The sequence below is a fragment of the Geodermatophilus sp. SYSU D00814 genome, assembly GCF_054050055.1.
This window is the reverse complement of the sequence record NZ_JBJGYP010000011.1, coordinates 18,874-42,628: the sequence shown is the minus strand read 5'-3', so window position 1 is coordinate 42,628 and position 23,755 is coordinate 18,874. Positions and strand designations below refer to the sequence as shown.

The 23,755-nt window shown below is 78.0% G+C and carries 25 protein-coding genes; 10 read left to right on the top strand and 15 right to left on the bottom strand.

Translation table 11 applies throughout. The features are described from left to right. Positions 1 to 2: 2 nt before the first annotated feature. From ACI780_RS10455 to ACI780_RS10440, 4 genes are all read right to left on the bottom strand, one after another. On the bottom strand, positions 3 to 929 hold the full coding sequence (locus tag ACI780_RS10455) for a universal stress protein (RefSeq protein WP_457002904.1): 927 nt from the start codon (positions 927 to 929) through the stop codon (positions 3 to 5). Positions 930 to 982: 53 nt separating this feature from the next. After that, on the bottom strand, positions 983 to 1,759 hold the full coding sequence (locus tag ACI780_RS10450; RefSeq protein WP_457002737.1) for a hypothetical protein: 777 nt from the start codon (positions 1,757 to 1,759) through the stop codon (positions 983 to 985). Further along, positions 1,756 to 2,463 (bottom strand): DUF6544 family protein, encoded by a 708-nt coding sequence (locus tag ACI780_RS10445; protein ID WP_457002735.1) that lies wholly within the window; start codon positions 2,461 to 2,463, stop codon positions 1,756 to 1,758. Before ACI780_RS10445 ends, ACI780_RS10450 begins: the two co-directional genes overlap by 4 nt. Before the next feature lie 88 nt (positions 2,464 to 2,551). After that, positions 2,552 to 3,472, bottom strand: coding sequence for a hypothetical protein (locus ACI780_RS10440; RefSeq protein ID WP_457002733.1), 921 nt, complete (start codon positions 3,470 to 3,472; stop codon positions 2,552 to 2,554). 175 nt (positions 3,473 to 3,647) lie between these two features. On the opposite strand from ACI780_RS10440, the gene ACI780_RS10435 reads away from it, so the two are divergent. Then, positions 3,648 to 5,132, top strand: a complete 1,485-nt coding sequence (locus tag ACI780_RS10435; protein WP_457002731.1) for a DUF222 domain-containing protein — start codon at positions 3,648 to 3,650, stop codon at positions 5,130 to 5,132. 202 nt (positions 5,133 to 5,334) lie between these two features. After that, on the top strand, positions 5,335 to 5,622 hold the full coding sequence (locus ACI780_RS10430; RefSeq protein ID WP_456870200.1) for a DUF4287 domain-containing protein: 288 nt from the start codon (positions 5,335 to 5,337) through the stop codon (positions 5,620 to 5,622). Positions 5,623 to 5,692: 70 nt separating this feature from the next. Here ACI780_RS10430 and ACI780_RS10425 read toward each other — a convergent pair whose 3' ends face one another. The 4 genes from ACI780_RS10425 to ACI780_RS10410 all read right to left on the bottom strand — a co-directional run bounded on the left by ACI780_RS10425 (position 5,693) and on the right by ACI780_RS10410 (position 8,152). Further along, positions 5,693 to 6,691, bottom strand: coding sequence for an Acg family FMN-binding oxidoreductase (locus tag ACI780_RS10425; RefSeq protein ID WP_457002729.1), 999 nt, complete (start codon positions 6,689 to 6,691; stop codon positions 5,693 to 5,695). Positions 6,692 to 6,723: 32 nt separating this feature from the next. After that, entirely contained in the window at positions 6,724 to 7,137 is a 414-nt protein-coding gene (locus ACI780_RS10420; RefSeq protein ID WP_457002727.1) for a nitroreductase/quinone reductase family protein, read from the bottom strand. A gap of 8 nt (positions 7,138 to 7,145) precedes the next feature. Next, entirely contained in the window at positions 7,146 to 7,619 is a 474-nt protein-coding gene (locus ACI780_RS10415) for a hypothetical protein (RefSeq protein WP_457002725.1), read from the bottom strand. 107 nt (positions 7,620 to 7,726) lie between these two features. Next, positions 7,727 to 8,152, bottom strand: coding sequence for a hypothetical protein (locus ACI780_RS10410; RefSeq protein WP_456870196.1), 426 nt, complete (start codon positions 8,150 to 8,152; stop codon positions 7,727 to 7,729). A 155-nt stretch (positions 8,153 to 8,307) separates the two neighbouring features. Here ACI780_RS10410 and ACI780_RS10405 point away from each other — a divergent pair, with 155 nt between their 5' ends. After that, positions 8,308 to 9,297 (top strand): rod shape-determining protein, encoded by a 990-nt coding sequence (locus ACI780_RS10405; RefSeq protein WP_456870195.1) that lies wholly within the window; start codon positions 8,308 to 8,310, stop codon positions 9,295 to 9,297. Between the two features lie 7 nt (positions 9,298 to 9,304). Here the strand turns inward: ACI780_RS10405 and ACI780_RS10400 are convergent, their stop codons facing one another. The 3 genes from ACI780_RS10400 to ACI780_RS10390 all read right to left on the bottom strand — a co-directional run bounded on the left by ACI780_RS10400 (position 9,305) and on the right by ACI780_RS10390 (position 13,934). After that, a complete protein-coding gene (locus tag ACI780_RS10400; protein ID WP_457002723.1) occupies positions 9,305 to 12,352 on the bottom strand; it encodes an FtsW/RodA/SpoVE family cell cycle protein in 3,048 nt (1,015 codons plus the stop codon). 16 nt (positions 12,353 to 12,368) lie between these two features. Further along, entirely contained in the window at positions 12,369 to 13,505 is a 1,137-nt protein-coding gene (locus ACI780_RS10395) for a hypothetical protein (protein WP_457002721.1), read from the bottom strand. Between the two features lie 186 nt (positions 13,506 to 13,691). Then, positions 13,692 to 13,934, bottom strand: a complete 243-nt coding sequence (locus tag ACI780_RS10390; protein WP_457002719.1) for a hypothetical protein — start codon at positions 13,932 to 13,934, stop codon at positions 13,692 to 13,694. A 110-nt stretch (positions 13,935 to 14,044) separates the two neighbouring features. Here ACI780_RS10390 and ACI780_RS10385 point away from each other — a divergent pair, with 110 nt between their 5' ends. Together ACI780_RS10385 and ACI780_RS10380 are read left to right on the top strand one after the other, a co-directional pair. Beyond that, the gene (locus ACI780_RS10385) at positions 14,045 to 14,899 is read left to right on the top strand and encodes an SDR family oxidoreductase (RefSeq protein ID WP_456870191.1); all 855 of its coding nucleotides are present in this window, start codon (positions 14,045 to 14,047) and stop codon (positions 14,897 to 14,899) included. A gap of 44 nt (positions 14,900 to 14,943) precedes the next feature. After that, positions 14,944 to 15,405, top strand: a complete 462-nt coding sequence (locus ACI780_RS10380) for a TspO/MBR family protein (protein WP_456870190.1) — start codon at positions 14,944 to 14,946, stop codon at positions 15,403 to 15,405. A gap of 7 nt (positions 15,406 to 15,412) precedes the next feature. On the opposite strand, the gene ACI780_RS10375 is transcribed toward ACI780_RS10380, so the two are convergent. Then, complete coding sequence (locus ACI780_RS10375) at positions 15,413 to 16,024, bottom strand: TetR/AcrR family transcriptional regulator (protein ID WP_456870189.1); 612 nt, start codon at positions 16,022 to 16,024, stop codon at positions 15,413 to 15,415. Positions 16,025 to 16,126: 102 nt separating this feature from the next. Here ACI780_RS10375 and ACI780_RS10370 point away from each other — a divergent pair, with 102 nt between their 5' ends. Both ACI780_RS10370 and ACI780_RS10365 read left to right on the top strand, forming a co-directional pair. Continuing rightward, positions 16,127 to 17,143: a hypothetical protein gene (locus ACI780_RS10370; protein ID WP_457002716.1), complete on the top strand. Its 1,017-nt coding sequence runs from the start codon at positions 16,127 to 16,129 to the stop codon at positions 17,141 to 17,143. A gap of 43 nt (positions 17,144 to 17,186) precedes the next feature. Next, positions 17,187 to 17,510 (top strand): hypothetical protein, encoded by a 324-nt coding sequence (locus tag ACI780_RS10365; protein WP_457002714.1) that lies wholly within the window; start codon positions 17,187 to 17,189, stop codon positions 17,508 to 17,510. A 640-nt stretch (positions 17,511 to 18,150) separates the two neighbouring features. Here ACI780_RS10365 and ACI780_RS10360 read toward each other — a convergent pair. Then, a complete protein-coding gene (locus ACI780_RS10360) occupies positions 18,151 to 18,579 on the bottom strand; it encodes a hypothetical protein (protein WP_457002712.1) in 429 nt (142 codons plus the stop codon). A 232-nt stretch (positions 18,580 to 18,811) separates the two neighbouring features. Between ACI780_RS10360 and ACI780_RS10355 the strand changes: the two genes are divergently transcribed. Further along, positions 18,812 to 18,934, top strand: a complete 123-nt coding sequence (locus tag ACI780_RS10355) for a hypothetical protein (protein ID WP_457002710.1) — start codon at positions 18,812 to 18,814, stop codon at positions 18,932 to 18,934. Between the two features lie 94 nt (positions 18,935 to 19,028). On the opposite strand, the gene ACI780_RS10350 is transcribed toward ACI780_RS10355, so the two are convergent. Continuing rightward, a complete protein-coding gene (locus ACI780_RS10350) occupies positions 19,029 to 19,502 on the bottom strand; it encodes a hypothetical protein (protein WP_457002708.1) in 474 nt (157 codons plus the stop codon). A gap of 421 nt (positions 19,503 to 19,923) precedes the next feature. Here ACI780_RS10350 and ACI780_RS10345 point away from each other — a divergent pair, with 421 nt between their 5' ends. Then, the gene (locus tag ACI780_RS10345; RefSeq protein ID WP_456870184.1) at positions 19,924 to 20,427 is read left to right on the top strand and encodes a DUF2505 domain-containing protein; all 504 of its coding nucleotides are present in this window, start codon (positions 19,924 to 19,926) and stop codon (positions 20,425 to 20,427) included. 7 nt (positions 20,428 to 20,434) lie between these two features. Here the strand turns inward: ACI780_RS10345 and ACI780_RS10340 are convergent, their stop codons facing one another. After that, complete coding sequence (locus ACI780_RS10340) at positions 20,435 to 23,566, bottom strand: carboxyl transferase domain-containing protein (protein WP_457002705.1); 3,132 nt, start codon at positions 23,564 to 23,566, stop codon at positions 20,435 to 20,437. Between the two features lie 53 nt (positions 23,567 to 23,619). On the opposite strand from ACI780_RS10340, the gene ACI780_RS10335 reads away from it, so the two are divergent. Continuing rightward, positions 23,620 to 23,751 carry a hypothetical protein gene (locus tag ACI780_RS10335; RefSeq protein WP_457002703.1) on the top strand — a complete coding sequence of 44 codons (132 nt, stop codon included), beginning with the start codon at positions 23,620 to 23,622 and terminating at the stop codon, positions 23,749 to 23,751. The last annotated feature ends 4 nt before the right edge of the window (positions 23,752 to 23,755 follow it).

Genomic DNA, 23,755 nt, shown 5'->3' with positions numbered 1-23,755 from the left:
GCTCAGCCGGCCGGAGCCGCGGCCGCCGCCGGTGCCGCGTCCGCGGTGGCCGTCCCCGCCGCGTCGGGGTGCACCACCAGCACCGGGCCGGGCGCGTTGACGGCGCAGTGCAGCGCCACCGAGCCCAGGACCATCCCCAGGACCCGGCTGCGGCTGCGGCTGCCGACGACGAGCAGCGCGGCGCCGTCGGCCCGCTCGACGAGCGCCTCCCCCGCCGCACCGCGGACGACGCGGACGTCGGCCTGCGCCCCCTCGCCGAGCACCTCCGCGACGATCGCGGCGGCCCGGGTGCGGGCGTGCTCCTCGGTCTCCGACGCCGGCGGCGCGGTGATCGCGTACAGGTCGCTCCAGTAGGCCTCCGGCCGGTAGGCCGCCACCACCTCGAGCGTCGCGCCCAGCCGGCGGGCCTCCTCCGCCGCCCGGCGCAGCGCGGCCCGGGACACCGGGGAGTCCTCCACCCCGACCACCACCCGCGGCGGCGGCTCGACCGCGCCCGGGTGCACGACGACGACGGCGCAGGGCGCGTGGGCCACGCAGTGCAGCGCGACCGAGCCGAGCAGGGTGCTGCGCACGCCACCGCGACCGCGGCTGCCCACGACGAGCAGGTCGGCGCCCTCCGCCCGGGCCACCAGGTGGTCCAGCGGGGCGCCACCGGCGACGACGACGTCGGCCTCGACCTCCGCGGTACCGGGGACGGCGGCCACGGCCGGGTCCCGGCGGACCTCGGCGAGGAAGTCGCGGACCCGCTGCTCGGTGTCGGCCCGGATGGCGTCGAGCCGCTGGGTGTCGAGCAGGTAGGGGTCGGCCCAGTAGAAGTCGACCGGGTAGGCGCTGACGACCTCCAGCGGTGCGCCGGACCGGGCCGCGGTGGCCAGCGCCCAGCCCAGGGCCGTCCGCGCCCCCGGCGAGCCGTCCACGCCGACGACCACCCGACCGGGCCGCGTCGGGTGGTCCGTGGGGTGACCCGTCGTCTGCTCCGTCGTCACCGTCGCCCCTCCGCTCCGGCCCGGGCACCCGCCGGGCCTGCACCGAGACTGCGCCGTCCGCGGACGGCGGGACGCGGGCCGACGTCCCCGTCGTCGGGGACCTTCGTCCTCCGGCCGGGGCGGGGCCCGTCGGCACCGGCGCGGCGCTCGGCGCGCTCGCGGATGCCGTGCAGCATCCGCCGGGTCATCACCCCGGTGACCGGCTCCCCGAGCCGGCCGGCCAGCCGCACACCCAGCCGGGCGTCGACGGCGGTGCGCGACCGCGACAGCAGGCGGCAGCGCCCCTCGCCGGCCGGGACGACGGCGAAGGTCCACACGCCGTCCCAGGGGTGCTCAGGTGGTGCCTGGCGCAGCACCAGCGTCCGCGGCGGGTCGACCAGGGCGACCCGGAAGGCGTAGCCGTCGGGCAGCGGCCCCCAGCCCGCCGGGACGACGACCACCCGGTCGCCGACGGCGAGGTGCTGCCACTCCTCGCGGACCTCGTCGGTGGTGTGGATGTGCAGGCCGATCAGGTTCTCCAGCCAGTCGTGGCTGTACATGCCGCCGCGGTCGGCGCCCATCTGGACCAGCCACGCCCAGACCTCCTCGGGGGGCGCGGCCACGGTCACCCCGAGCGTCGTCTGCGTGGCCGGCTCCGGAACGAGGTCGTCGCCCGGCAGGACCCGGGCGACCTCGGCCGGGGTGGCGCCCCAGTGACGCCGGCGGTGCAGGAGCTCCAGGCCGCCGGCGCCGGCGGCGGCCGCGGACAGCAGCCCGCGCAGCACGGTCCTCACCGCCCCGGGGGGACGTCGAGGTCGAGGCCGACCAGCGTCATCTCGCCGTAGGTGACGTCACCGTCGGGCAGGTGCCAGACGGCGGCGCCGGCCACCGGGCGCGACCGCCCGTCGACGACGTCCCACCCGCGCACCGGGGTGCTCCACGGCGTCCGCACCGGCCCGCCGGGCAGGTCGGCCCAACGGTCCTCGGTGCGGAGGTCGGTGGGCCGGCCGTCGGCGTCGAGCGACACCACCGCGCCGACGGTGCGCCCGGCGTCGGTCACCGACACCCCGAAGCGGTCCTCCCCGAGGTCCGCCCAGCGGGTGCGGGGGTGCAGCAGCATGGCCGGGGCCAGCAGCACCGCGTCGTCCAGCCAGGTCACCAGCTCGCCGCTGTCGAACTCCGGGCCCGACCCGTCGGCCACGGTGACCAGGCCGAGGGCCTTGCCGAGCATCCGCCCGGTGCCGTGCCGGTAGGTGTCCCAGCCCCACATGGGCACCACGCGGCCGACCAGCAGCCGCATCCGGTACAGGCGGGCCACCTCCTCGGCGGTGTTGACCTGCCACGCGTCGCACGGCATCCACGGCCCGTCGGTGCGGCGGCGGAAGCGGCCGTGCCAGTGGGCGCGCAGCGACCGGGTCCGCGGGCGGCCGACGACGCCCATGGCCTCCAGGTAGCGGACCGCGGCCGGCGGCAGGCCGGCCAGGTCGGCCCCGGTCACCGGGTCCCCCGCCGGACCGTCCGGCAGGCGCTCGGCGGCGAGGCGGCGGGTGAAGGCGCGCGGCGGCCGAGCCGGCGTACGCGGGCGGTCAGACGTGGACGTGCTCATCGGGGACCTCGCTCGGCGGGACGGGACCGGGCACCGCCGGGACGGCGCGCAGCAGGCGGGTGAGCAGCCGGAGACCGACGGCGCCCAGGACGCCGAAGCCCGCGATCGGGCCGACCACCTGGGGGACGGTGAACGAGATCCCGGCGACGGCCTGCAGCACGGTGCTCAGCGCGATGGTGGGCAGCAGCAGCACGAGCAGGACCAGCAGGGGGACGGCGAGCAGGTGGCCCCGCGGGTCGCCGCGGCGGACCAGGAGCCCGGCCAGCGCGGCGGCCGGCGCGACGACGGCGAGGTCGAGGGCGGAGGTCACCGGCGTCGTGTAGACGTCGAGGAGCTCGGGCGTCCCGCCGGTGCGCAGCGCGGCCAGCAGCGGCTGCAGCCACACCACGGCGGTCACCGCCGCCGAGGCCAGGAGGAACCGCGACAGCGCCCGGTGCGGCACCGCGGGGTCCGCGGCGACGGCGCGGAGGACGGCCCGGTCGGTGCCGGCGAGGGCGGTGAGGAAGCCGGCGAGCCCGGTGGCCACCAGCGTCACGTAGGTTAGGAAGAGGGGGTTGTAGGCGACCCCCAGCGCGTAGTTCGCGTAGACGTAGAGCAGGTACCCGAGGGTGCCGGTGAGCAGCAGCGACCCGCGCGGGGACCCGGCGCGGTGCTGCAGCCACGAGGTGATCACCAGGGGCACGCCGAACGCCAGCACGACGGCGTCGACGGCGGTGTTCCCGGCGGCGGTGAACACGGTGTCGCGCGCGTAGAGCCCGCTGCCGGCCAGCTCCGCGGTCTGCCCGCGCGTCGTCGTCACGGCGACCGGGTCCCCCGAAGGGCGTCGCACCAGCCCCGTCGCGGCGACCGCCGCGGCCAGGGCGGCGACCAGCCCCGGCAGCCGGCGCAGTCTCGTCCTCACGGCCCGCTCCCCCGTCCTCCACCGCGGTGCGGTGGGCAGGTCGACGCTAGGGAGCAGGGTGCCGCGGCGGTCACCGCCGAAGGGCCCGGATGCTCCGGGTCCAACGCACCAGCCCCTCCTCTCCACCCGCTCTGACCTGCGGGAACTGTCGTACCCGGTGCGTAGGTTCGGGGTCGTGCAGGAGGTCGCGGAGTACGTGTCACCGGTGGAGCGGGCGCTCGCCGGGTGGCTCGTGGAGCGGCCCGTACAGGTGCCGCGGCTGCCGGTGGCGGTGCTCTCCGACGAGCAGGCCGCCGTCGAGCTGCAGCGGGTGCAGCAGCGTCGGGCGATGGAGGCGGCCTACGAAGCGGAGCTGGTGCTGCGGCTGGCCGAGGCCCGCCCGGCCGACGCCGACCCCGCTCCCGGCACGCCAGGTGCGCGGTCGTGGAAGCCCGATGGTGAGTTGCCGGGGGTGTCGGAGTTCTTCACCGCCGAGTTGGCGGTGGTGCTCAACTGCGGGCGGGGTACGGCCAACCACCTGGCCACCCGCGCCTGGACCTACCGCGAACGGCTGCCCGCCACCTGGGCCGCACTGGCCGCCGGCGACCTCGACGAGGCCCGCGCCAGGGCGCTGGCCGACGTGCTGCAGCACACCGCCCCGGCCCTGGCCCGCCGCATCGAGGCCGCCGTGCTGCCCGAGGCCGCCGGCCTGACCGTCGGCAAGCTCAAGAAGCGCGCGCTGGAGCTGCTGCTGGAGGCGGACTCCGACGCGGTCGACCAGCAGCGGAAGACCGCCGAACGCCGGTCCGACGTGCGCGTCTACCCGTCGGCGTCTGACGGGATGAGCACGCTGGCCGCCGACCTGCCGACCGACGTGGCCGCCGCCTGCCACGCGACCGTCGACGCACTCGCCCGGATGCTGAAGGCCGACGGTGACCCGCGCCCGATCGGGCAGCTGCGCACCGCCGTGTTCGCCGACCTGCTGCAGCGCCCCTGGCAGGCCGGGCCGGCGGTCACCGCGCACCTGCAGGTCATCGCGACGCTGGCGTCGCTGGCCGGGCGGTCGACGCAGGCCGGGGAGGTGAACGGGCTGCCGATCACCGCCGCCCACCTGCGCGAGCTACTGCACCAGTTGGACGCCCTCGGCGTGCAGGCCCCCGACGGTGGCACGGTGACGGTGGCGCTCACGGACGAGGACGGCACGCTGCGGGCCACCGCGACGCTGAACCGGCTGCGGAGGCTGGCGCGGCGAGGTTGCCCTCACCACCCCGACGGCGCCTGCAACTGTCCCGTTCTGGACCGGCCCGACCCGGTCGACCGCTACACGCCCTCCGCCGAGCAGCAGGCCTTCGTGCGCACTCGCGACCGCACCTGCCGCTTCCCGACCTGCGGGCAGCGGGTCGGCTGGGCCGACGCCGACCACGTCCTCCCGCACGCCGCCGGCGGGCCCACCGACTGCGCCAACCTGTGCTGCCTGTGCCGCTCGCATCACCGCGTGAAGACGTTCGCCCGCGGCTGGCGGTTCCACATGGCCGCAGACGGGACACTCACCGTCACCACCCCGTCGGGCGTCACCCGCACCACCCGACCACCGGGACTGCGACCACCACCGCCGCCGGACCCCGAGCCACCGCCGGCAGACGAGCCGGCCGACCCGGACGACGACCCGCCGCCCTTCTGACCGGCGGGCTGCCCCGAACGAGCCGGGCGTCAGCCGACGGTGAGACGGCAGACGAGAGCGATGGGATTCGTCCGTCGCGGCGGCTCGACATCCCCGCCGCAGGACGTCCACCGACTGCTGTCCGAGCGATGAGTTCTCCGTCGGTGCCCGGTCTCCTGCTCCGACTCGGGAGGCGCCCGGGAGTCGGCGGAAGGTGGAGACAGTGAGCTTCCAGGCATACCTCGACAACATCGAGCAGAAGACCGGGCTGACGCCCCGGCAGTTCATCTCCCTCGCGCACGAGCGCGGCCTCGACCAGCCCACCGTCAAGGCAGGGCAGATCGTCGAGTGGCTGAAGCAGGACCACGGCCTGGGGCGGGGGCACGCCATGGCCCTGGTGCACGTGATCAAGAACGGCGCGCAGATCGACGCCAAGCACGTCGGATCAGCCGGTTCCCACCGCGACGAGTCGGACACGCTATGGCTCGACGGAGTGCAGGACCGGCCGTGACGCCGCCGCGCCGCTCGCCCGCCGGCCGCGTGGGCTCCACTGACGAGCCGGGTCCCTCGTGCCGCCGGGCTCAGCCGAAGGTCAGGACGTCGGCGACCGGGCGGCGGTTGGTCGACGGCGTCCGGTCACCGCTCGGGTAGCCCAGGCGCAGCAGCATCTGCGGGTAGCCGACCAGGGACAGGCGCGACCGCAGCTGGGTCCGCGTGGCCGGCCAGTCCAGCGCCTGGGTGAGCGGAGAGGCGGCCAGCCCCTCGGCGGTCGCCTCCAGCAGCACCCGCCCGAGTGCCCGGCCCGCGGTCAGCCACGCCTCGCGGTCGTCGCCGTCGGTGCCCAGCAGCACGACCGTCGGGCGCTCCACCTCCGGCGGGGGCGCGTCGGGGTCCCGGTCGTGCGACGCCGGTCCGGCCGGGCGCGAGCCGACGACGAAGTCGCGGATCAGCCAGTTCGACGGCCGCGTCGACGGGTCCTCCGCCGGGACCGCGCCCACCGGGATGCCGTCGACGGCGGCCGGGTCGGTGCGCACCCACCGCTGCAGCTCCTCGAGGTACTCCGGCTGCCCCTGCTCGATCTCCTCGGCACGGGAGACGAGGAAGACCGTCGCGACCTCCTCCTCCGACCCGCTGATCGCCTTGGACCAGACGCGGAACTCCCCGGCGACGGCCTGCAGCCGGTCGAGCAGCCCGGCGGGCACCGCCCTCGGCAGGAACGGGGCCCGCTCGGTGTGCCGCACGGCGATCGCCGCCCCGAGGGCCCGCTCGCGCTCCCCCGGCTCGCGCTCCCCGGTCACCGTGACGACGGCCAGGAGGTCGGAGGCGGCGGCGTCGGGCAGCAGTTCGACGTCGGCGACGCGCCCCGCCGCGGCCAGCGCGACGACGGCGAACTCGGCCGCCACGCCGCAGCTGACGGTCCGCTGCCGGCCGCTCGGGTCGAGGGTGCGCAGCGCCCGCGCGGGATCGGTCCGGACCTCCAGCCGGTCGCCGTCGACGCGGAAGGCCCACGGCTGGGTGTTGTGGATCGACGGGGCGCGGGTCGCGGCCTCCACGACCGCTGTCCACTGCTGCTGGTCCACTCCGGGTTCCTCTCCGTACTCGTCAGGGGTCGTCATCGGGGGCCGCCGTCCCGCCCCACCGGGGTCAGCCGCACGAGCGGGTCGCCCGGCGCGACGGTGACCCGGGGGAAGGCGCTGCGGTAGGCGGCGAGCGCGGCCGCCCGGCCGGGGTCGCCGGGCGGCAGCAGGCGGGCGCGGCGGGGCTCGTCCCGCCCGTCCCGCCGGACGGTGACCTCCCGGGGGCCGTCCGCGAGGTTGCGCCACCAGGACTTGCCGGCCGCACCGCCGACGAGGACGACGAGGTCGGCCCCGTCGGGTGCGGCCGCCACCGGCACCTCGTGGCGCCGGCCGGTGCGCCGCCCGGTGTAACCGAGGACGACGAGGGAGCGGCCGAGCAGCCGGCGTCCCGGGCCGCGGGACAGCCGGCGCACCACCGGGTTGACGAACCGGTCGCGCAGCCGCCCCACCGGCGTCCTCAGCCGACCAGCCGCTCGAGCGCGGTGGCGGCCAGCAGCCGGGCCCACCAGGGCCGGCGGACCGGTGCGGCCGGGCGGGCCCGCCGCCACAGCCGGGCGGCCGGGCGCACGGCCATCGCCCCGCCCTTCAGGCTCACCCAGCCGCCCGGGCCCATGGTGACCCGCGCCACCGCCGGGCTCGGCCGGCGCGCCAGGCGCGCGGCGACCGCGACCGCGCCGACGACGACCTCCGCCGTCGTCACCACCCGGGTGACGTCGACGACGGGGTGCCAGCGCACCCGGCCGTCGCGGACCTCGAAGGCGCCCAGCGGCCGGACCCCGGACATCCGCGCGGTCGGGCCGTGCCCCTCGCGGCCGTCGCCGGCGCTCGCCGTGTGGCCCGTCGAGGCCACGACCGGGACCACCGTGGCCCCGTCGCGCTCGACCGGCGCCCCGAAGGCCGGCGCCCGGTCGGTCGCGGTGCTGTCCCTCATCGGTCCTCCCCGTGTCGGTGTGTCCTCCCGACCGTGACACGGGCGGCCCGCCGGCTCCCCCGGCCGGAGGTCCCGGCCGCCGGGACCTCCGGCCCTCCCCGGTGGGGCTACCGGCGGGCGGCGCGCAGCCGCAGCAGCGCCACGAGCCAGGCGAGCACCGCCAGGACCGCACCGGCGACGGCGACCCACAGGGCGACCCGCACGACGACCTCCCAGCCGGGATCGAGGTCGAAGGGGAAGACCTGCAGCACGCGCACCAGCGCCACCAGCCCGACGGCCGTCGTCACGAGCGTGCCCCCGGGGATCGCCGCGCCCCGGGGGCGCGCCAGCTGCACCAGCCCGACGACGATGCCGGCGACCAGCGCCGCGTCGACGAACGGCAGCACCTGCGGGGTGTCGTCGGTCAGGAACGGCACGACGTCCCAGCCCGGCCAGACGTGGAGCAGCAGCAGGACCACCACGTCGGCCAGCACCGCGACGGCGGCGCCCACCCGGCGCCCCGTCGTCGGCGCGCGTGTCAGCTCCCCGGTCACGGCCCCATGCTCGGGACCGCAGGCCCGCCCCGGCAGGGTCGGAGGTCGCGGTCGCCCCGGGACGTACGGATGACTCCGGGGTGTCACCGGCCGGGGACTGGACCGGGCACGGCCCCGCCACCACACTGGCGGTCCCGGCGGTCAGGAGGCACCGCGTGGAACTCGGGATCGATCTCGGCACCGCCACCACGGTCGTCAGCGACGTGCGCCGCGGCATCCTCTACGACGAGCCCACCGTCATGCTCGTGCGGCGCGGCAGCGGCCGCCGGGAACGCGTCCTCGCCGTCGGCCGGGAGGCCGCCGAACTGCTCGGTCGCGCACCGTCCCGGTACGCCTCGGTGCGCCCCCTGGACGACGGCGTGGTCACCGACCTCGAGACCACCCGCACCTACCTGCGCGCGGTGCTGCGGGCGGCGGGACAGCGAGTGTGGAAACTGCCCGTCCGCGCCGTGGTCACCGTGCCCGCCGGCTCCAGCGCCCTGGAGCACCGCGCGCTCCTCGAGGCCGCCGAGGAGGCCGGCATCCGCCCGGTGACCGCGCTGGACGAGGCGGTCGCCGGGGCCGTCGGCTGCGGCATCGACCCGCTGGAGCGGCGCGTCCACATGGTCGTCGACGTCGGCGGCGGCCGGTCGGAGGCGGTCGCCTTCTGCTACGGCGGCGTGCTCGCCTCCCGCACCAGCAAGACCGGTGGCGAGGAGATGACCCTCGCCGTCGCCCGGTACCTGCGCGAGCAGCAGCAGCTCCACGTCGGCGACCTCGAGGCGGAGGCGCTCAAGGTGCGCCTGGCCTCGGCCGGGGACGAGCCGCTGGTCGTGCAGGGCCGGGACGGCGTCACGGGGCGGCCGCGGCTCGCGACGGTCCCCGCGGCGGAGGTCGCCGGGGCGCTGCGCCCGGTCGTCGACGAGGTCCTCCGGACGCTGGTCCCCTGCCTCGACGACCTCCCGCCGCAGGCGATCGCCGACGTGATGGGCGAGGGCGTGCTCCTCTTCGGCGGGTCCTCGCTGGTCCCGGGCCTGCCGCAGGAGCTGGAGCGGGCGCTGGGCCTGCCGGTCAAGTGCGCCGACGAGCCGCTGACCTGCGTCGCCGAGGGTGCCGCGCGGGCGCTGCGCAACCGGGCGCTGCTGTCGGCCTACGGCCGCCGCTGACCGCGGGTCAGGGGGCCTGCACCGGGGCGGTGGCCAGCACCCCGTCCCGGTTCTCCAGGTAGTACCGCAGCCCGTCCTCGGCGACGTCGCCCGCGCTCCTCGGCGCGGTGTCCGGGGCCTGCACGAGGGTGGTGACCACGATCTCGGGTGCCTCCATCGGGGCCGCGGCGGTCATCCAGTAGTCGTACTCGTCGTCGGCCAGGCCGCCGTCCTGAGCGGTGCCGGTCTTGCCGCCGACCGGCGCCGGCAGGTCGGCGTACCGGGCGCCCGTGCCGGAGGTCACCACCGCGCGCATGCCCTCCCGCACCGGCCCGAGCGCCGCGGCGAAGGGCAGCGGCGTGGCCGCCGGCGCCGGCAGCGCGCTCCACCCCGAGGCCGCCGTCCCGATCGCCATCCCCAGCCGGGGGGTGACCAGCTGGCCGGTGGCCGCGGCTGCGGTCCACCGGGCGTTCTGCAGCGGGGTGACCTGGATCTCGCCCTGCCCGATCCCGAGGATGACGGTCGACCCGCCGTACCAGGTGCCGCCGTCGGCCTCCACCGACTCCGGGGTGCCGAGGTAGCCGGCCGACTCGCCGGGCAGGTCGATGCCGGTCCGCTGCCCGACCCCCAGCGCCGTCGCGGTCTCGGCGATCGCCTCGGGCCCGAGCGCGAGGGCCAGCTTGTAGAAGTAGACGTCGTTCGACATGGCGATCGACTCGACGAGGTCCATCGGCCCCATCGGCTTCCAGTTGCCGAACGTGTGACCGCCGTAGGTGAGGCTGCCGCCGGTGGGCACGACCTGGCGGGGGTCCCAGGTGCCGTGCGCCTGGTTGGCCGCGGCCACCACCAGCTTGAACGTGGACCCGGGCGGCACGGCCGCCTGGGTCACGTGCTCGAGCGTCGGTGACCCGGGTGCCTCGTTCAGCGCCGCGATCGCGGCGGCGTCGGCCGGCGGCCCCCAGACGCCGTTGTCGAAGGAGGGGGCGCTGGCCATGGCCAGCACCTGTCCCGAGCGGGGGTCCATCGCGACGGCGGCCGCGACGGCTCCCACCGGCCGGCGCTGGGCGGCCAGCGCGGTCACCAGCCCGTCGTACAGTCGCCGCTGCAGGCCGACGTCCAGCGACAGCCGCAGGTCGGCGCCGGGGACGGGCTCCACCCGCTCGGCGAGGGCGACGGGCACGCCCGCCGGGTCGACGTAGAAGCACTGGCGGCCGTTGGTGCCGCGGAGCACGGCGTCGTACTGCAGCTCGAGCCCGGCCCGGCCGACCATCTCGCCGGTGGGCAGGCCGGGCCAGCGCTCCTCCGCCTCGGGCGTGGCCACGCCGACGAAGCCGAGGACCGGCCCCAGCACCGCACCCTCGGGGTACGACCGGCGGGGCTCCGGGACGACGAGCACGCCGGTGAGGCCGGCCGCGGCGACGGCGTCCGCGACGGGCCGGGGCACCTCGGCCACGGGCAGGGACAGCGCGGTGGGATCGGCCGCGTCGAGCTCGGTCTGCAGGTCGGCGGGCGGCCGGCCGGTCAGCGCGGCGAGCCGTTCGACGGCCGCGGGGTCGTCGCGGAGCAGGGCCGGGACCACGAGCACCCGGTCCACGCCGGTGCCGGCGGCCGCGGCGTCCACGGCGAGCGGGGCGTCGTGCCGGTCGGTGATGGCGCCGCGGGGCGCGGGCAACCGGGTGCAGCGGGTCATCTGCTCCTCACCGGCGAGCGAGAGCTCCTCGCCGCGGGTGACCTGCAGCCGCCAGCCGTACAGGCCGAAGGAGACCAGGAGGACCGAGACGGCGGCCGCGGCCAGCCGGACCAGCCGCGGGCGGGGGTTGCGCCGGACCGGCTCGGCCCACAGTCGCCGGCGCGTGCTGTCGCGGCGGACGCCCAGGACGACGCCGATCGCGGCGAGGTGCACGACCAGCGCCGTCCCGCCGTAGCTGAGCAGCGGGAACGGCACGCCGGCCAGGGGCAGCAGCCCGAGGTTGGCACCGACCGAGACGACGGTCTCGACGCCCATGAGGACGGCCAGCCCGCCGCCGACGAGCGCGGCGTGGGGCGTGCGCGCCCGGCGGGCGGCCAGCGCGAGCCGCCACACGAGCACGACGACGGCGAGCACGACCCCGGCACCCGCGACCAGCCCCCACTGCCCGACCAGGCTGGCCGGCGCGAGGTCGGTGTGCCCCTCGGGCAGGTACTCGGCGCGCAGCTCGCGCAGCGGGTCGTCCGCCCGGCCGGTGAGCCCGCCGGAGGCCACCGCGATGTGCGCCTGGCGCAGCGCCCACCCCGACCCGGTCGGCGACTCGTGCGCGCCGACGAGGAAGGTGCCCAGGCGCTGCAGCTGGTAGGGCTGCAGCAGGCTGATCATCAGCGGCGCCGCGATGACGACCGCGGCGCCCAGCGGCAGCAGGAAGCGCGCGGGCACCCGCCCGAGGACGAGCATCGACGCGGTGAGCACGGTCAGCAGGGCCGTCGTGCTGAGGTCGGGCTGCATCAGGGTCAGCCCGATGGGCACGGCCGCGAGCAGCAGGGCGAGGGAGAACCGCCGCCAGGCCGGCCGGGCGGAGCCGAGGACGGCGGCGAGGACCAGCAGCAGCCCCAGCTTGGCCAGCTCGGAGGGCTGGAAGGTGACCGAGCCGAGGACGAACCACCGGGTGGCGCCCTTGACCGTGACCCCGACGGTGAGGACGCCGACGAGGAAGACGACGGCCGCGGCGTAGGCGGCCCAGCCCAGCACGCCGAGGTACCGGACGCGCACCCGCCAGAACGCGGCCAGGGCCAGCACGCCCCCGGCGGCGATCGCGCCCTGGCGCAGCGCCAGCTCCTCGTCGCCGATGAGGTACAGGTTGGCCAGCCCGAGCCCGACCACGGCGAGGGCGGCGACGACGGCGAGCAGGTCGAACAGGGCGCTGCGGCGGGCCCGGCGCTCCTCCCGGGTCCGTCGCCGCCTGCCGTCCGCCCCGGTGGGCAGCCCGTCCGGTCCCCCGGACGGCTCCTCGGGGCCGGTCCAGAGCACCCGGCGCTGCCGCCTGCTCCACCGCCGGCTCCTGGCCTCGTCCGCCGGCCGGCCGGCGGGCTCGGGGTACGGCATGCGGCCCTCCCGTCGGTCAGCGGGTCAGGAGCTCGGGTGGGCACGACCCCACGGGCAGCGGCGCGGAGGCGGCCGCCGCGGGCAGGTCGGTCACGGCCAGCACCGCGACGGCCGGCAGCGGCGGCAGCGCGACGACGCCGACGGCCTCGGCCCGCGTCCCTCCCGCCGGGACGGTGCGCGTGCCCCCCGGCGCCGTGGACGTGGCGCCGGTGCAGCGGTCGACGAGCAGGTAGGACCAGGTCACCTGCTGGTCGGCGGCCCCGGCGACCAGCCGCACCTGCACCCGCACGGTGCACGGTGTGCCCGGCTGGCACCCGGTGAGGCCGCGCAGGTCGACCCCGGTCACGCTGCCGGCCGCCGCCGGGGCGGGGGGTGCGATCGCGACGCCGTCCGGTTCGGGTTCCGCGGCGGTCGCCTCCTCACCGCTGCGGCCGGCGTCGAGGAGCACCTCGACGTCCTCGGCGATGTCGTCGCGCAGCACGACGACCTCGACCGTGACCACCGCGGCCAGGACCACGACCGACAGCAGCCACGCGCCGACGCGCCGCGCGGTCCGGGAGCCCTCCCGCCGGACCGGGCGGGCCACCGGAGCGCGGACCGCGGCCGGTGGGGGCCCGCCCGACGGCCCGCCCGCACCGATCGCCCGCACCAGCGCGCCGAGCTCGGCGCGGACGGCGCCGCGGTCGAGCGCGGCGGCCGACTCGGTGAGCCGGCGCGCCACGGCGGGGACGCCGTCGCCCGGCAGGTCCGCGATCCCGGCGTCGACCGCGGCCGACAGCGGGTCCGCGGTGGGATCGGCGCCGGGCCGGGTGGCGGCCGCGACGCCGGCGAGGACCGCCGCGACGGCGGAGGCGGTCGGGGGCGGGCCGCCGTCGAGGACCACGCACCCGTCGGGTCCGACCACGACCCCGCCCGGCGCCCAGGCGGGGTCGGCGGCCCCGGCGGCCGGCAGCTCCGCCACCGCCTCGAGGACGGCCGTCGCCAGCTCCAGCGCCTGGGGAGGGGTGAGCCGGGCGAGGGCCAGCAGGCGCGGGAGCGCGACCCCGTCGCGGGGGACCGGCGGTGCAGCGGGCGGCTGCCGGCCGGGGGCGAGGTCGGGGTCCGGGCCCGGGCCGTGGCGCTCGGGCGACCGCTGGATCGTCAGGTCCGCCACGGGCACCCACCGCCCCATCCGTGTGCTCAGATGTCCCCGGGTCCGGCTCCGCCCAGGCTGGCGCACGGTGGCCCCCGCTGTCACCGGGTCACGGTGTGGTGCCGTCCCGGAACCGGCGCGTCGCGCGCGGGAACGCGGCGCGTCGCGGGTGGGACGCGTCGACGGGTTCCGGATCCCCGGTCGCCGTCAGCCGCCGGGCGTGGCCTGGAGGTCGTCGCGCAGCCGGACCCGCGCCGCCCGCAGCGGCCTGCCGTGGTCGCCCGGCTCGGTCCAGTCCACGGTGACGACCTGCCCGGCCCGCAGCGGGCCGCCGTCCACCACGGCGGCGTCGGCCCAGCACTCCTCGGGCGGGTCGGTCACCTCGATGACGCCGCCGGTGCCCTCGTCCCACCGGACGACGGTGCCCGCCGAGCTGCCGTTGCGTGCCATGCCGCAAGGCTGCGCCCCGCAGGCGCGGGCGACAACCACGGGCCCGGCCACCCGGCGTGCGGACCGGCCAGGACGTCCGGTCCGGGTCCCGGCCCGCCGATGGGAGGGGGGTGAAGCCGCAGCGCCCCTCCGTCCTCGTCACCGGCAGCTCCTCGGGCCTCGGCCTGCAGACCGCCGTCGAGCTGGCCGGCCGCGGCTGGCAGGTCGTCGCCTCGATGCGCGACCCGCAGCGGCGCACGGCGCTCGACGCCCGCGCCCGGGAGGCCGGCCTCGACCCGCTCGACGTCGTCGCGCTCGACGTCACCGACCCCGACGCGGCGAAGCGGGCGGTGGAGGAGACGCTGGAGCTCACCGGCGGCCGGCTCGACGCGCTCGTCAGCAACGCCGGCACGGCCTCGGGCGGCGCCTTCGAGGACACCGACGAGGCGGAGTGGCAGCGGGTCCTCGACACCAACCTGCTCGGCGCCATGCGGCTGACCAAGCTGGTCCTGCCGGTGATGCGCGCGCAGCGCTCCGGGCGCCTGCTGTTCGTCTCCAGCGACTCCGCGCGCTACGGCAACCCCGGCCTGTCGCTGTACTGCGCGTCGAAGTGGGCGCTCGAGGGCTGGGCGGAGTCGCTGGCCTACGAGGTGGAGCCCTTCGGCGTCCGGGTGGTCCTGCTCGAGCCGGGCAACTACGACACCGCCATCTGGTCGACCACCCCGCGCGTCGCCCCGCCGGAGAGCCCCTACGCCGGCCTGCTGGCCACGGTCGAGCGCTTCGTGGTCGAGGAGCACCTGCCGCGCTCGCGCGACCCGCGGGAGGTCGGCCGCGCCGTGGCGCGCGCGCTGACCGCCGGGCGCCCGCCGTTCCGGGTGACGGTCGGCCCGGACGCCCGCCTCGCCGGGGTCCTGGGCCGGCTCCCCTACCGGGCGACGGCGGTCGCCGTGCGGCGGCTCACCGGCCTGCACCGCTGGCGCCCCTGAGCCGGCGCCGCGCGCACCGGCCGGGGACGGCGGAGGCTGGGCGCGTGCGACGTCCCACGCTGACCTCCTCGGCCGCCGTCGTCCTGACCGCCCTGGCGGGCACGGCCGCGACCGACGTCGACTCGACCTGGTACCGCCGCCTCGACAAGCCCCGCTGGCAGCCGCCCGGACCGGTGTTCGGGATCGTGTGGACCGGGCTCTACGCGCTGCTGGCGTTCGCCGGCGGGCGCGGCCTGCGGCTCGCCGGCGCGGCCGACCCCGGCTACGCCCGCGCCTTCGCGGGCAACCTGGTGCTGAACGCGGGCTGGTCGTGGGCGTTCTTCCGCGCGCACCGGCCGCCGCTGGCGACCGTGGAGGCGGCGGTGCTGGCCGCGTCGACCGCCGACCTCGCCCGGCGGACCGCCCGGCTCGACCGCACCGCCGGCCAGGCGCTGCTCCCCTACGCGGTCTGGACGGCGTTCGCGACCGTGCTGAGCGGGGAGATCGCCCGCCGCAACCGCGGCTGACCCGGCCTCAGCCGCGGGCGACCGGGGCGCCGCCCCAGGCGACCTGCACCGCGGCGCCGTAGGCGGCGGGGTCGACGTCGCCGAGCAGCAGCCGCTGCACCAGGAAGCCGATGACCGACGAGAGCATCGTCGCGCCCAGGTGCTCGGGATCGGCGTCGGCGGGCAGCCGGCCGGCCGCCTGGTTCCGGCGGGCGACCTCGACGAAGAACCCGCGCATGGTGCGGTAGGCGCGCTCGACGGCGGCGTGCACCGGGGGGTTGCGCAGCGACTCCCCCCACGCCTGGACGGCGACCCGGGTGAGGTCGACCGGCCCGCGCCCGGCCACGTCGGCGACCATCCGCACCGCCGTCGCCACCGCCGTCGCCGGGTCGGGGACGTCGTCGCGCAGCAGCACCTCGAAGCGGCCGGCGGCCTCCCCGACCACCCGCTCGACGATCGCCGCGATGAGCTCGTCCTTGCTGCGGAAGTAGCGGTAGACCGCGCCGGCCGAGAGGCCGGAGGCGGCGATGACGTCGGCCATGCCGGTGGCCTGGAAGCCGTTGGCCGCGAAGCGGGCGGTGGCCGCGTCGAGGATCTGGTCGCGGCGGGCAGCGAGGTGGGACTCGGGGACGCGGGGCACGGACCCATCATAAAGCGAACGACCGTTCTTGACGACGAGGTGCGGCGGGTCCACACTGGCGCACGCAAGCGAACGGTCATTCGTTCTACAGGAGCGGTCCCGATGCCCACCTCCGCCACACCCCCGGCTCGGACCCCGCGCGGGTCCGCCGTCGCGGCCGTCGCCGCGGTCGCCGTCCTGCTCACCGTCGTCCTGACCGCGTTCGCGTGGCCCGCCGTCCGGTCGGCGCCGCACGACCTGCCCCTCGCCGTAGCGGGGCCGCCGGCCGCCGTCGGGCAGGTGGCCGGCGCCCTCCACTCCGCCGCGCCGGGTGCGTTCGACGTCCGGCCGGTGGCCGACGAGGCCGCGGCCCGCGGGGCGATCGAGGAGCGCGAGGTCCACGGCGCCGTCGTCGTCGACACCGGCGGCCCCCGGCTGCTCGTCGCCTCGGCCGCCTCCCCCACCGTCGCGAACTCCCTGCGCCAGGTGGCGGCCGGCCTCGGCGCGGCCACCGGGACGCCCGTGCCGGTCGAGGACGTCGTCCCCGCCCCGGAGGCCGACCCGCGCGGTGCCGGTCTCGCCGCCGCCGCCCTGCCGCTCGCCCTGGGCGGGATCGTCACCGCCGGGCTGACCTCGCGGCTCGTCCGTGGGCGGGGGCGGCGGGTGGCCACGGCGCTCGCCGCCTCGGTGGCCGGCGGGATGGTGACCGCCACCGTCCTGGGCAGCTGGCTGGGGTCGGTCGAGGGGTCGTGGTGGACGACGGCGGCCGTGGTGGCCTTCGGCATCGCGGCGACCGCACTGGTCCTGCTGGGCCTGCACGAGCTGCTCGGCACGCCGGGGCTGGCCCTGGGCGCGGCGGTCACGGTGCTGCTCGGCAACCCGCTGTCCGGCCTGTCCGGGGCGCCCGACCTCCTGCCGGGCGCGTGGGGCACCGTCGGCCAGTGGCTGCCCCCGGGGGCGACCGGGACCCTGCTTCGGGCCACCTCGTGGTTCGACGGCGCCGGGGTGGGCCCGGCGGTGCTCGTGCTCACGGCCTGGTGCCTGGCCGGCCTGACCCTGATCGGCGCGGCGGCCGCCCGCGCCCGCCGCTCCCGGCCGGCCGTGTCGGCGCCCGCCGCCCGGGAGGCCGTGCCGGTCTGAACCTCCCTGCTCGACGACGGCTGCCGCCGCGCTCACCGCACCGGTGGGCGCGGCGGCGCACCGCCCGCACGTCGCGGTCGTCGACGTGCTCCGCGGCAGCCTGGCCGCCCTCACCGACGCCGCGGGCCCCCGCCGCGGTCGCGCCCTCGGCCCGCCTGCCGGGACCGACCGGTACGCCGCGGGCACCGAGCTGGACCGCTTCGTCCGGCTGCGCAACCGGCGCTGCCGGTTCCCGGGGTGCCGCGCCCGCACGCGCACGTGCGACCTCGACCACTGCCCACGGTGGCCCGAGGGCCGCACCACCCACGCGAACCTGTGCTGCCCGTGCGAGCACCACCACCGGCTCGAGCACCAGGCGCCCGGCTGACGGTTCGACGCCGGCGACGACGGCGCTCTCGAGGTGACGACACCGGGCGGCGAGGTGCGGCACCGCCGTCCCCCGCGCTTGGAGAGTGATCTCGACCTGCCGCCCTTCTGACCGGCGCGCCACGGCCGGCCCGACCACCTGCCGCGCTCCGGACAGCGGCGCGCACGGGCAGTGACGACCCGCGCGGCCAGGTGACCCCGCGACACGCGGCCGGTCGGCCGCGACGCGCGGACTCCCGTAGACGACCGGAACGGTCCGGGTCACGATGGGCGTCCACGCCGTCCGGCAGCTCAGGGGGGAGCGCAGTGGACAGGTCACGACGGGGGATCCGCTCGGCCCGGTTCATCCCGGCCGTCGGTGCGAGCGCCTGCGCACTGGGGGTGGCGGCGGCACTGACCGCGGCATCGGGGGCACCCGCCGCCGGCGGCGTCGGAGGGGCACCCTCCTCCGCCGGTGACGTGGACGCGTCGGCGTCCGACCCGGCCTCCGACGCCGGCCCGCTGGCCCTGCCGAGCATCGGCGTGCTCGCCCCCGGCTTCGAGAACGGGTGGGCGCCCGCGCCGCCGCTGGAGCCCGTCGTCGACTGGACGACCCTGACGCCCGCGGACCCGTTCCCGCCCCTCGCCCGCGACCTGGACCGCTACCTCGACGAGGGCGCCTCCGCGGGGACCCAGGCCGCGCCGTCGAGCAGCCCCGCGGCCGCCCCGTCGAGCAGCACGGCGGCAGCGCCGTCGACCGCTCCCGGCGTCACGCCCGCGCCTGCCCCGGCGGGGACCCCGAGCGCCACCCCGACGCCCACCGGCACCCCGACGCCGACCGGGCCGGCCTCCACCAGCCCGAGCACCGCCCCGGCCGCAGCCCCCACCGGGACACCGGCGCCGACCGGGACGCCGAGCCCGTCGCCCGGCCAGACCCCGACGCCGACGGAGACGCCAGCGCCGACGGAGACGCCCGCGCCGACCGAGACGCCCGCGCCGACCGAGACGCCCACCCCGTCGCCGACCGAGACGCCCAGTCCGTCGCCCACGGAGTCGCCGGCCCCCACCGAGACGCCGGCACCGTCGCCCACGGAGACGCCGGCTCCCGTCGAGACGCCCGAGCCGACCGAGACCCCCGAGCCGACCGAGACCCCCGAGCCGACCGAGACCCCCGAGCCGACCGAGACCCCGACGCCGACGGAGACGCCCGCGCCCACCGAGACGCCCGCACCGACGCCGGCACCCGCCGAGACCCCTGGCCCGACGGAGCCGACCGACACCCCGGCCCCCGCGCCCACCGACCCGGCGTGCGAGGACCCCGAGGTGACGGACCCGGCGACACCGGCACCCGAGCAGCCGGCCGCCGACCCCGCGGCCACCACCCCGGCCGAGACCCCGGAGGCCACCGCCTGCACGCCGGCCGAGCCGGCGCCCGCGGCCCCCTGACCGAGGACGAACGGAGGCCCCCACCCCTGGCACGGGGTGGGGGCCTCCGTCACGTCACGGGGCGCCGGCAGGCAGGCCCCGGGCCGCGAGCAGGTCAGCGCTCGGCGGCCTTGGCGAAGTGGGCCACGCACTGGCCCTGGTTGCGGAACGTCGGCTGGAAGCTGAGGGCCCAGCCGCCGTCCTGGCACATCTGGCCGCTGTTCAGGCGACCACCCCTGCCGAACGTGTAGCGGGTGCCGTCGAACTCGATGGCCTCGAGCAGGCCCTCACCCTCGACGCCGGAGCCGAGGGAGAAGCCGAACGCCTTCACCTCGGCTCTGGGGAAGGCCGTGCGCCACTCGTCGAGGGTGCCGTACCAGTCGCTACCCGAACCACCACCGGTCTCCGGGGCTGCGGCCTTGACGAAGGTCTTGGCGGCCTTGTTGACCCACCAGTCGGTCCCGTACGACCCCGGCTCGCCTACGAGGATCCCGTCCGCGCTGCCGTCCGCGTCGAAGTCGACGACGAGCTGGAAGCCTGGCGGGATCGTCCCCGAGATCGGCGTGTAGTCGAGGCTGGGCTCCCCCACGCCGGAGAGCGGGACGTCGTCGGCAGAGACGTACTCGGCGACCTTTCGGTGCTCGTCTTCCCCTCGGTCCAGATGTGCAGCGCAGTGCCCCGGACGTCGTAGTGACCAGTCGCTCGGGTGTCGCTCAGGATCCCGATGAAGTCCCCCGGGGCCTTGAGGACCTCGGTCTCCGCGGCCTGGGCGGCCGGACCGGTGAGCAGGATGGTGACGCCGGCGGCGAGAGCCCCGGCGAGGGCGGTGCTGCGGCGCACGCGTCGTCTCCTCGGTGAGGGCGCCGGACACGGTCTCCGGCGCGGTGCCCGGACGCCAGGTCGCCGTCGGCCCGGTACCGCGGAGGTCCGCACCGTGCCGGACGCACCCGTCCCACCACCCCCGCGGACCCCGCTCGTGCAGCCGGAGGACGGGCGGACGACCATGGGGCGTGCCCATCGACGCCACCACCACCTACACCGCCGACCCCGACCGCGTCCTCGCCGTCCTCACCGACGAGACCTTCCTGCGCGAGGTCGCCGCGGCCCTCGAGGCGCAGGTGCACGAGGCGTCCAGCAGCGCCGACGGCACCGCCACCACGACGCGGGTGCGCCTGTCGGCCCCCACGACGGGCATCCCGCCGGTCTTCGCCCGCTTCGTCGGCAGCACCGTGCCCGTCTCGCAGACCACCACCTGGACCCCGGACGGCGACGGCGGCCACCGCGGCGCCCTCGACCTGCGCGCCGAGATCATGGGCCGCGAGGCGCGGGTGCGCTGCGAGCGGCGGCTGACCCCCTCCGCCGACGGGACGCGCGCCACGGTCACCGGCGACGCGAAGGTCCACGCCCCGCTCATCGGCCGGCAGGCCGAGGCCGCCGTCCGCGACCTGGTCACCCAGGTGGTGCTGCGTCGCGAGCACGAGGTGCTGCAGCGCCGGCTCGGCGAGTCCGGCTGAGGGCCGCTCAGGCCAGCCCGGCCAGCGCCCGCAGCAGCACCTCCCGGGTCTGCGCCGGGTCCACGACGTCGTCGACCTCGAACGCCGAGGCCACGGTCAGCGCCCCGCCCCGCGCGTAGGACTCCGCCACCAGCTCGGCGAAGCGCACCTCGCGCGCCGCGGGCGGCAGCGCCTCCAGCTCCCGCCGCGACCCCAGCCGGACGGCGCCCTCCAGGCTCATCGGCCCGAACTCGCCGGTCGGCCAGGCCAACGTCAGCAGCGGGGCCCGCAGGTCGCCGCCGAGCATCGCCATCGCGCCCAGGCCGTAGGCCTTGCGCAGCACCACCGCCAGCAGCGGCGTGCCCAGCTGCGCGCCGGCGACGTAGAGCCCGCCGAAGCGCCGCACGGTGCCGGTGCGCTCGGACTCCGGCCCGACCATGAACCCGGGGGTGTCCACCAGCGAGACCACCGGCAGCCCGGCCGACGCGCACAGCCGCAGGAACGCCGCCGCCTTGTCCGCCGACTCCCCGTCGATGGCGCCGCCGAGGTGGCGCGGGTCGTTGGCGAGGAAGCCCACCGGCCGCCCGCCCAGCCGCGCCAGCGCGGTGACGACGCCGCGGCCGAACGCCGGACGCAGCTCCAGCACGCTCCCGGCGTCGGCCAGCGTGGCGACCACCGGCCGCACGTCGTAGCTGCGCACCCGGTTGGCCGGCAGCGCCGTCCGCAGCGGCCCCTGGTCGGCGTCCTCCCCCGGCTCGACCCGCCCGGCCAGCAGCCCCACCGCCTGCCGGGCGGCGGCCACGGCGGCGGCGTCGTCGGGCACCACGACGTCGACGACACCGGTGGCCGCGTGCACCGCCGTCGGGCCGACGTCGTCCGGCGCGACGACGCCGAGCCCACCGGCCTCGATCATCGCCGGGCCGCCCATGCCGATGCTGCTGTCCTCGGTGGCGACGACGACGTCGCAGCAGCCCACCAGCGCGGCGTTGCCGGCGAAGCAGTACCCCGAGACGACGGCGACGGTGGGCACCCGGCCGGCCAGGCGCGCCATGGTGGTGAAGGTCGGCACGTCGAGGTGGGAGAAGCCGCCGCCGTCGGTGTCGCCCGGCCGCCCGCCGCCGCCCTCGGCGACCAGCACCACCGGCAGCCCCCGGTCGGCGGCGAGCTCCAGCAGCCGGTCGGTCTTGCGGTGGCCGGTGCGCCCCTGCGTGCCGGCCAGCACGGTGTAGTCGTAGGCCAGCACCGCGCAGGGGACGCCGCCGACCTCGCCGAGGCCGGTGACGATGCCGTCGGCGGGCGTGCGGGCGACGAGCTCTTCCAGCGACCGTCGGGCGCGCTGCGCGGCGAGGCCGAGCTGTCCGTACTCGACGAAGGTGCCGTCGTCGACCAGCGCGGCCACGGTCTCCCGGGCGGTCATCCGGCCCGCGGCGTGCCGGGCGGCGACCGCCTCCGGCCGCGCCTCGTCGAGCGTGGCGGCCTGCCGCTCGAGCAGCTCGGCGAGCTCCGGGCGGATCGCGCCGGGGTCGTCGTCGGCCGGTCCGCCGTCGGCACCGCCCACCTCGCCGGGCACCACCCCGCCGAGCACCGCGCCGGCGGTCAGGACGTCGCCCACGCGCACCGCCAGGCCGGTGAGCACGCCGCCGGCCGGTGCGACGACCACGTGCTCCATCTTCATCGCCTCCAGCACCAGCAGCGGAGCGCCCGCGGCGACGGCGTCCCCATCGGCGGCGGCCACCTCGACCACCGCGCCCGACAGCGGCGCGGTCACCGGCAGCACGCCGTCGACGGGCCGCACCTCCTCCACGGGCCGGTCGGGCACCAGCTCGGCCAGCCGCGCGTCGACCAGGTCGGTGGTGGCCGTTCCGGCGGCCACCTCCGGCAGCCCGACCAGCGCGGCGAGCAGGTCCCCGTTCACCGGCACGCCGGCGACGTCGAGCTCGGCCAGCGCCCGGGCGGTACCGGCGAGCGCGCGGGGCAGGTCGCGGTCGTGCACGACGACCTTGGCCAGCAGCGAGTCGTAGCGGGGGCCGACCTCGGCGCCGGGCACCGCGGCGGTGTCCACCCGCACGCCGCGCCCGGTCGGCGGGACGAACCGCTCGAGCACGCCGGTGCCCGGCCGCACGGTGCCGTCGGGCAGCAGCGTCTCGGCGTTGACCCGGACCTGGACGGCGGCGCCGCGGACCGGGGGCGGCGCGGACAGGCCCAGGTCGGCCAGCGACAGCCCCTCGGCCAGCCGGATGCCCACCTCGACGAGGTCGAGGCCGGTGACCTCCTCGGTGACGGTGTGCTCGACCTGCAGCCGCGGGTTGACCTCGAGGAAGGCGACCTCGCCGCCGCGGACGAGGAACTCCACCGTCGCCAGGCCGCGCAGCCCCGCCGAGCCGCACAGCGCGCTCGCCCAGGCGGCCAGGCGGGCGCGCAGGTCGTCGTCGAGGGCCGGGGCGGGCGCGACCTCGACCAGCTTCTGCCGGCGCCGCTGCAGCGAGCAGTCGCGGTCGCCGAGGGCCACCACGCGGGCGCCGTCGCCGGCCACCTGCACCTCGACGTGCCGCGCGCCGGTCAGCAGCCGCTCGAGGTAGAGCGCGCCGTCGCCGAACGCCGCGAGCGCCTCCGACCGGCAGCGCTCCAGGGCTGCGGGCAGCGCGGCGGGATCGTGCACCGGCCGCATCCCGCGCCCGCCGCCCCCGGCGAGCGCCTTGACCATCGCCGGGCCGCCGGCGAGGAACGCCGCGGCCGCCTCGGGGCCCGGGTCGGCGCCGGTGGCGGCCAGTACCGGCACGCCCTGCTCGACCGCCCGCGCCCGGGCCCGCGTCTTGTCGCCGAACAGCGCCAGCACGCCCTCGTCCGGGCCGACGAAGGCGATGCCCGCGTCGGCGCAGGCGCGGGCCAGCCGCGGGCTCTCGGCGAGGAAGCCCCAGCCGGGGTGCAGGCCGTCGGCGCCGCTGCGCACGGCGGCACCGACCACCGCGGCGACGTCGAGGTAGGCGGCCGGGCCGGCGCCGGGCAGCCGGACGGCGTCGTCGGCGCGGCGCACGTGCAGGCTCCCGGAGTCGTCGTCGGGGGCGACCGCGACGGTGGACAGCCCGAGGGCGGCGGCGGTCCGCAGCACGCGGACGGCGACCTCGCCGCGGTTGGCGACCAGCAGCCGGGTGACGCTCACGGACGCCGGAGTCTAGGGAGCGCGCCGCCGCGATCCGGGGCAGGCTGCCGGACATGACGACGCCGACGCAGCCCGAGCCCGACGCCCCCCAGCCGCGCGACATCGCCGTGGAGATGGAGACCCAGGAGGTGGCCGCCCACCTGGAGGAACGCAGCGACCCCGAGCAGCCGGCCAACCCGGCCTGAGCGG

Bases quoted from the DNA above. Each gene is read 5' to 3' on its own strand.
- ACI780_RS10415 (WP_457002725.1), bottom strand. From the start codon at position 7,619: ATGAGGGACAGCACCGCGACCGACCGGGCGCCGGCCTTCGGGGCGCCG.
- ACI780_RS10400 (WP_457002723.1), bottom strand. From the start codon at position 12,352: ATGCCGTACCCCGAGCCCGCCGGCCGGCCGGCGGACGAGGCCAGGAGC.
- ACI780_RS10390 (WP_457002719.1), bottom strand. From the start codon at position 13,934: ATGGCACGCAACGGCAGCTCGGCGGGCACCGTCGTCCGGTGGGACGAG.
- ACI780_RS10370 (WP_457002716.1), top strand. From the start codon at position 16,127: ATGCCCACCTCCGCCACACCCCCGGCTCGGACCCCGCGCGGGTCCGCC.
- ACI780_RS10335 (WP_457002703.1), top strand. From the start codon at position 23,620: ATGACGACGCCGACGCAGCCCGAGCCCGACGCCCCCCAGCCGCGCGAC.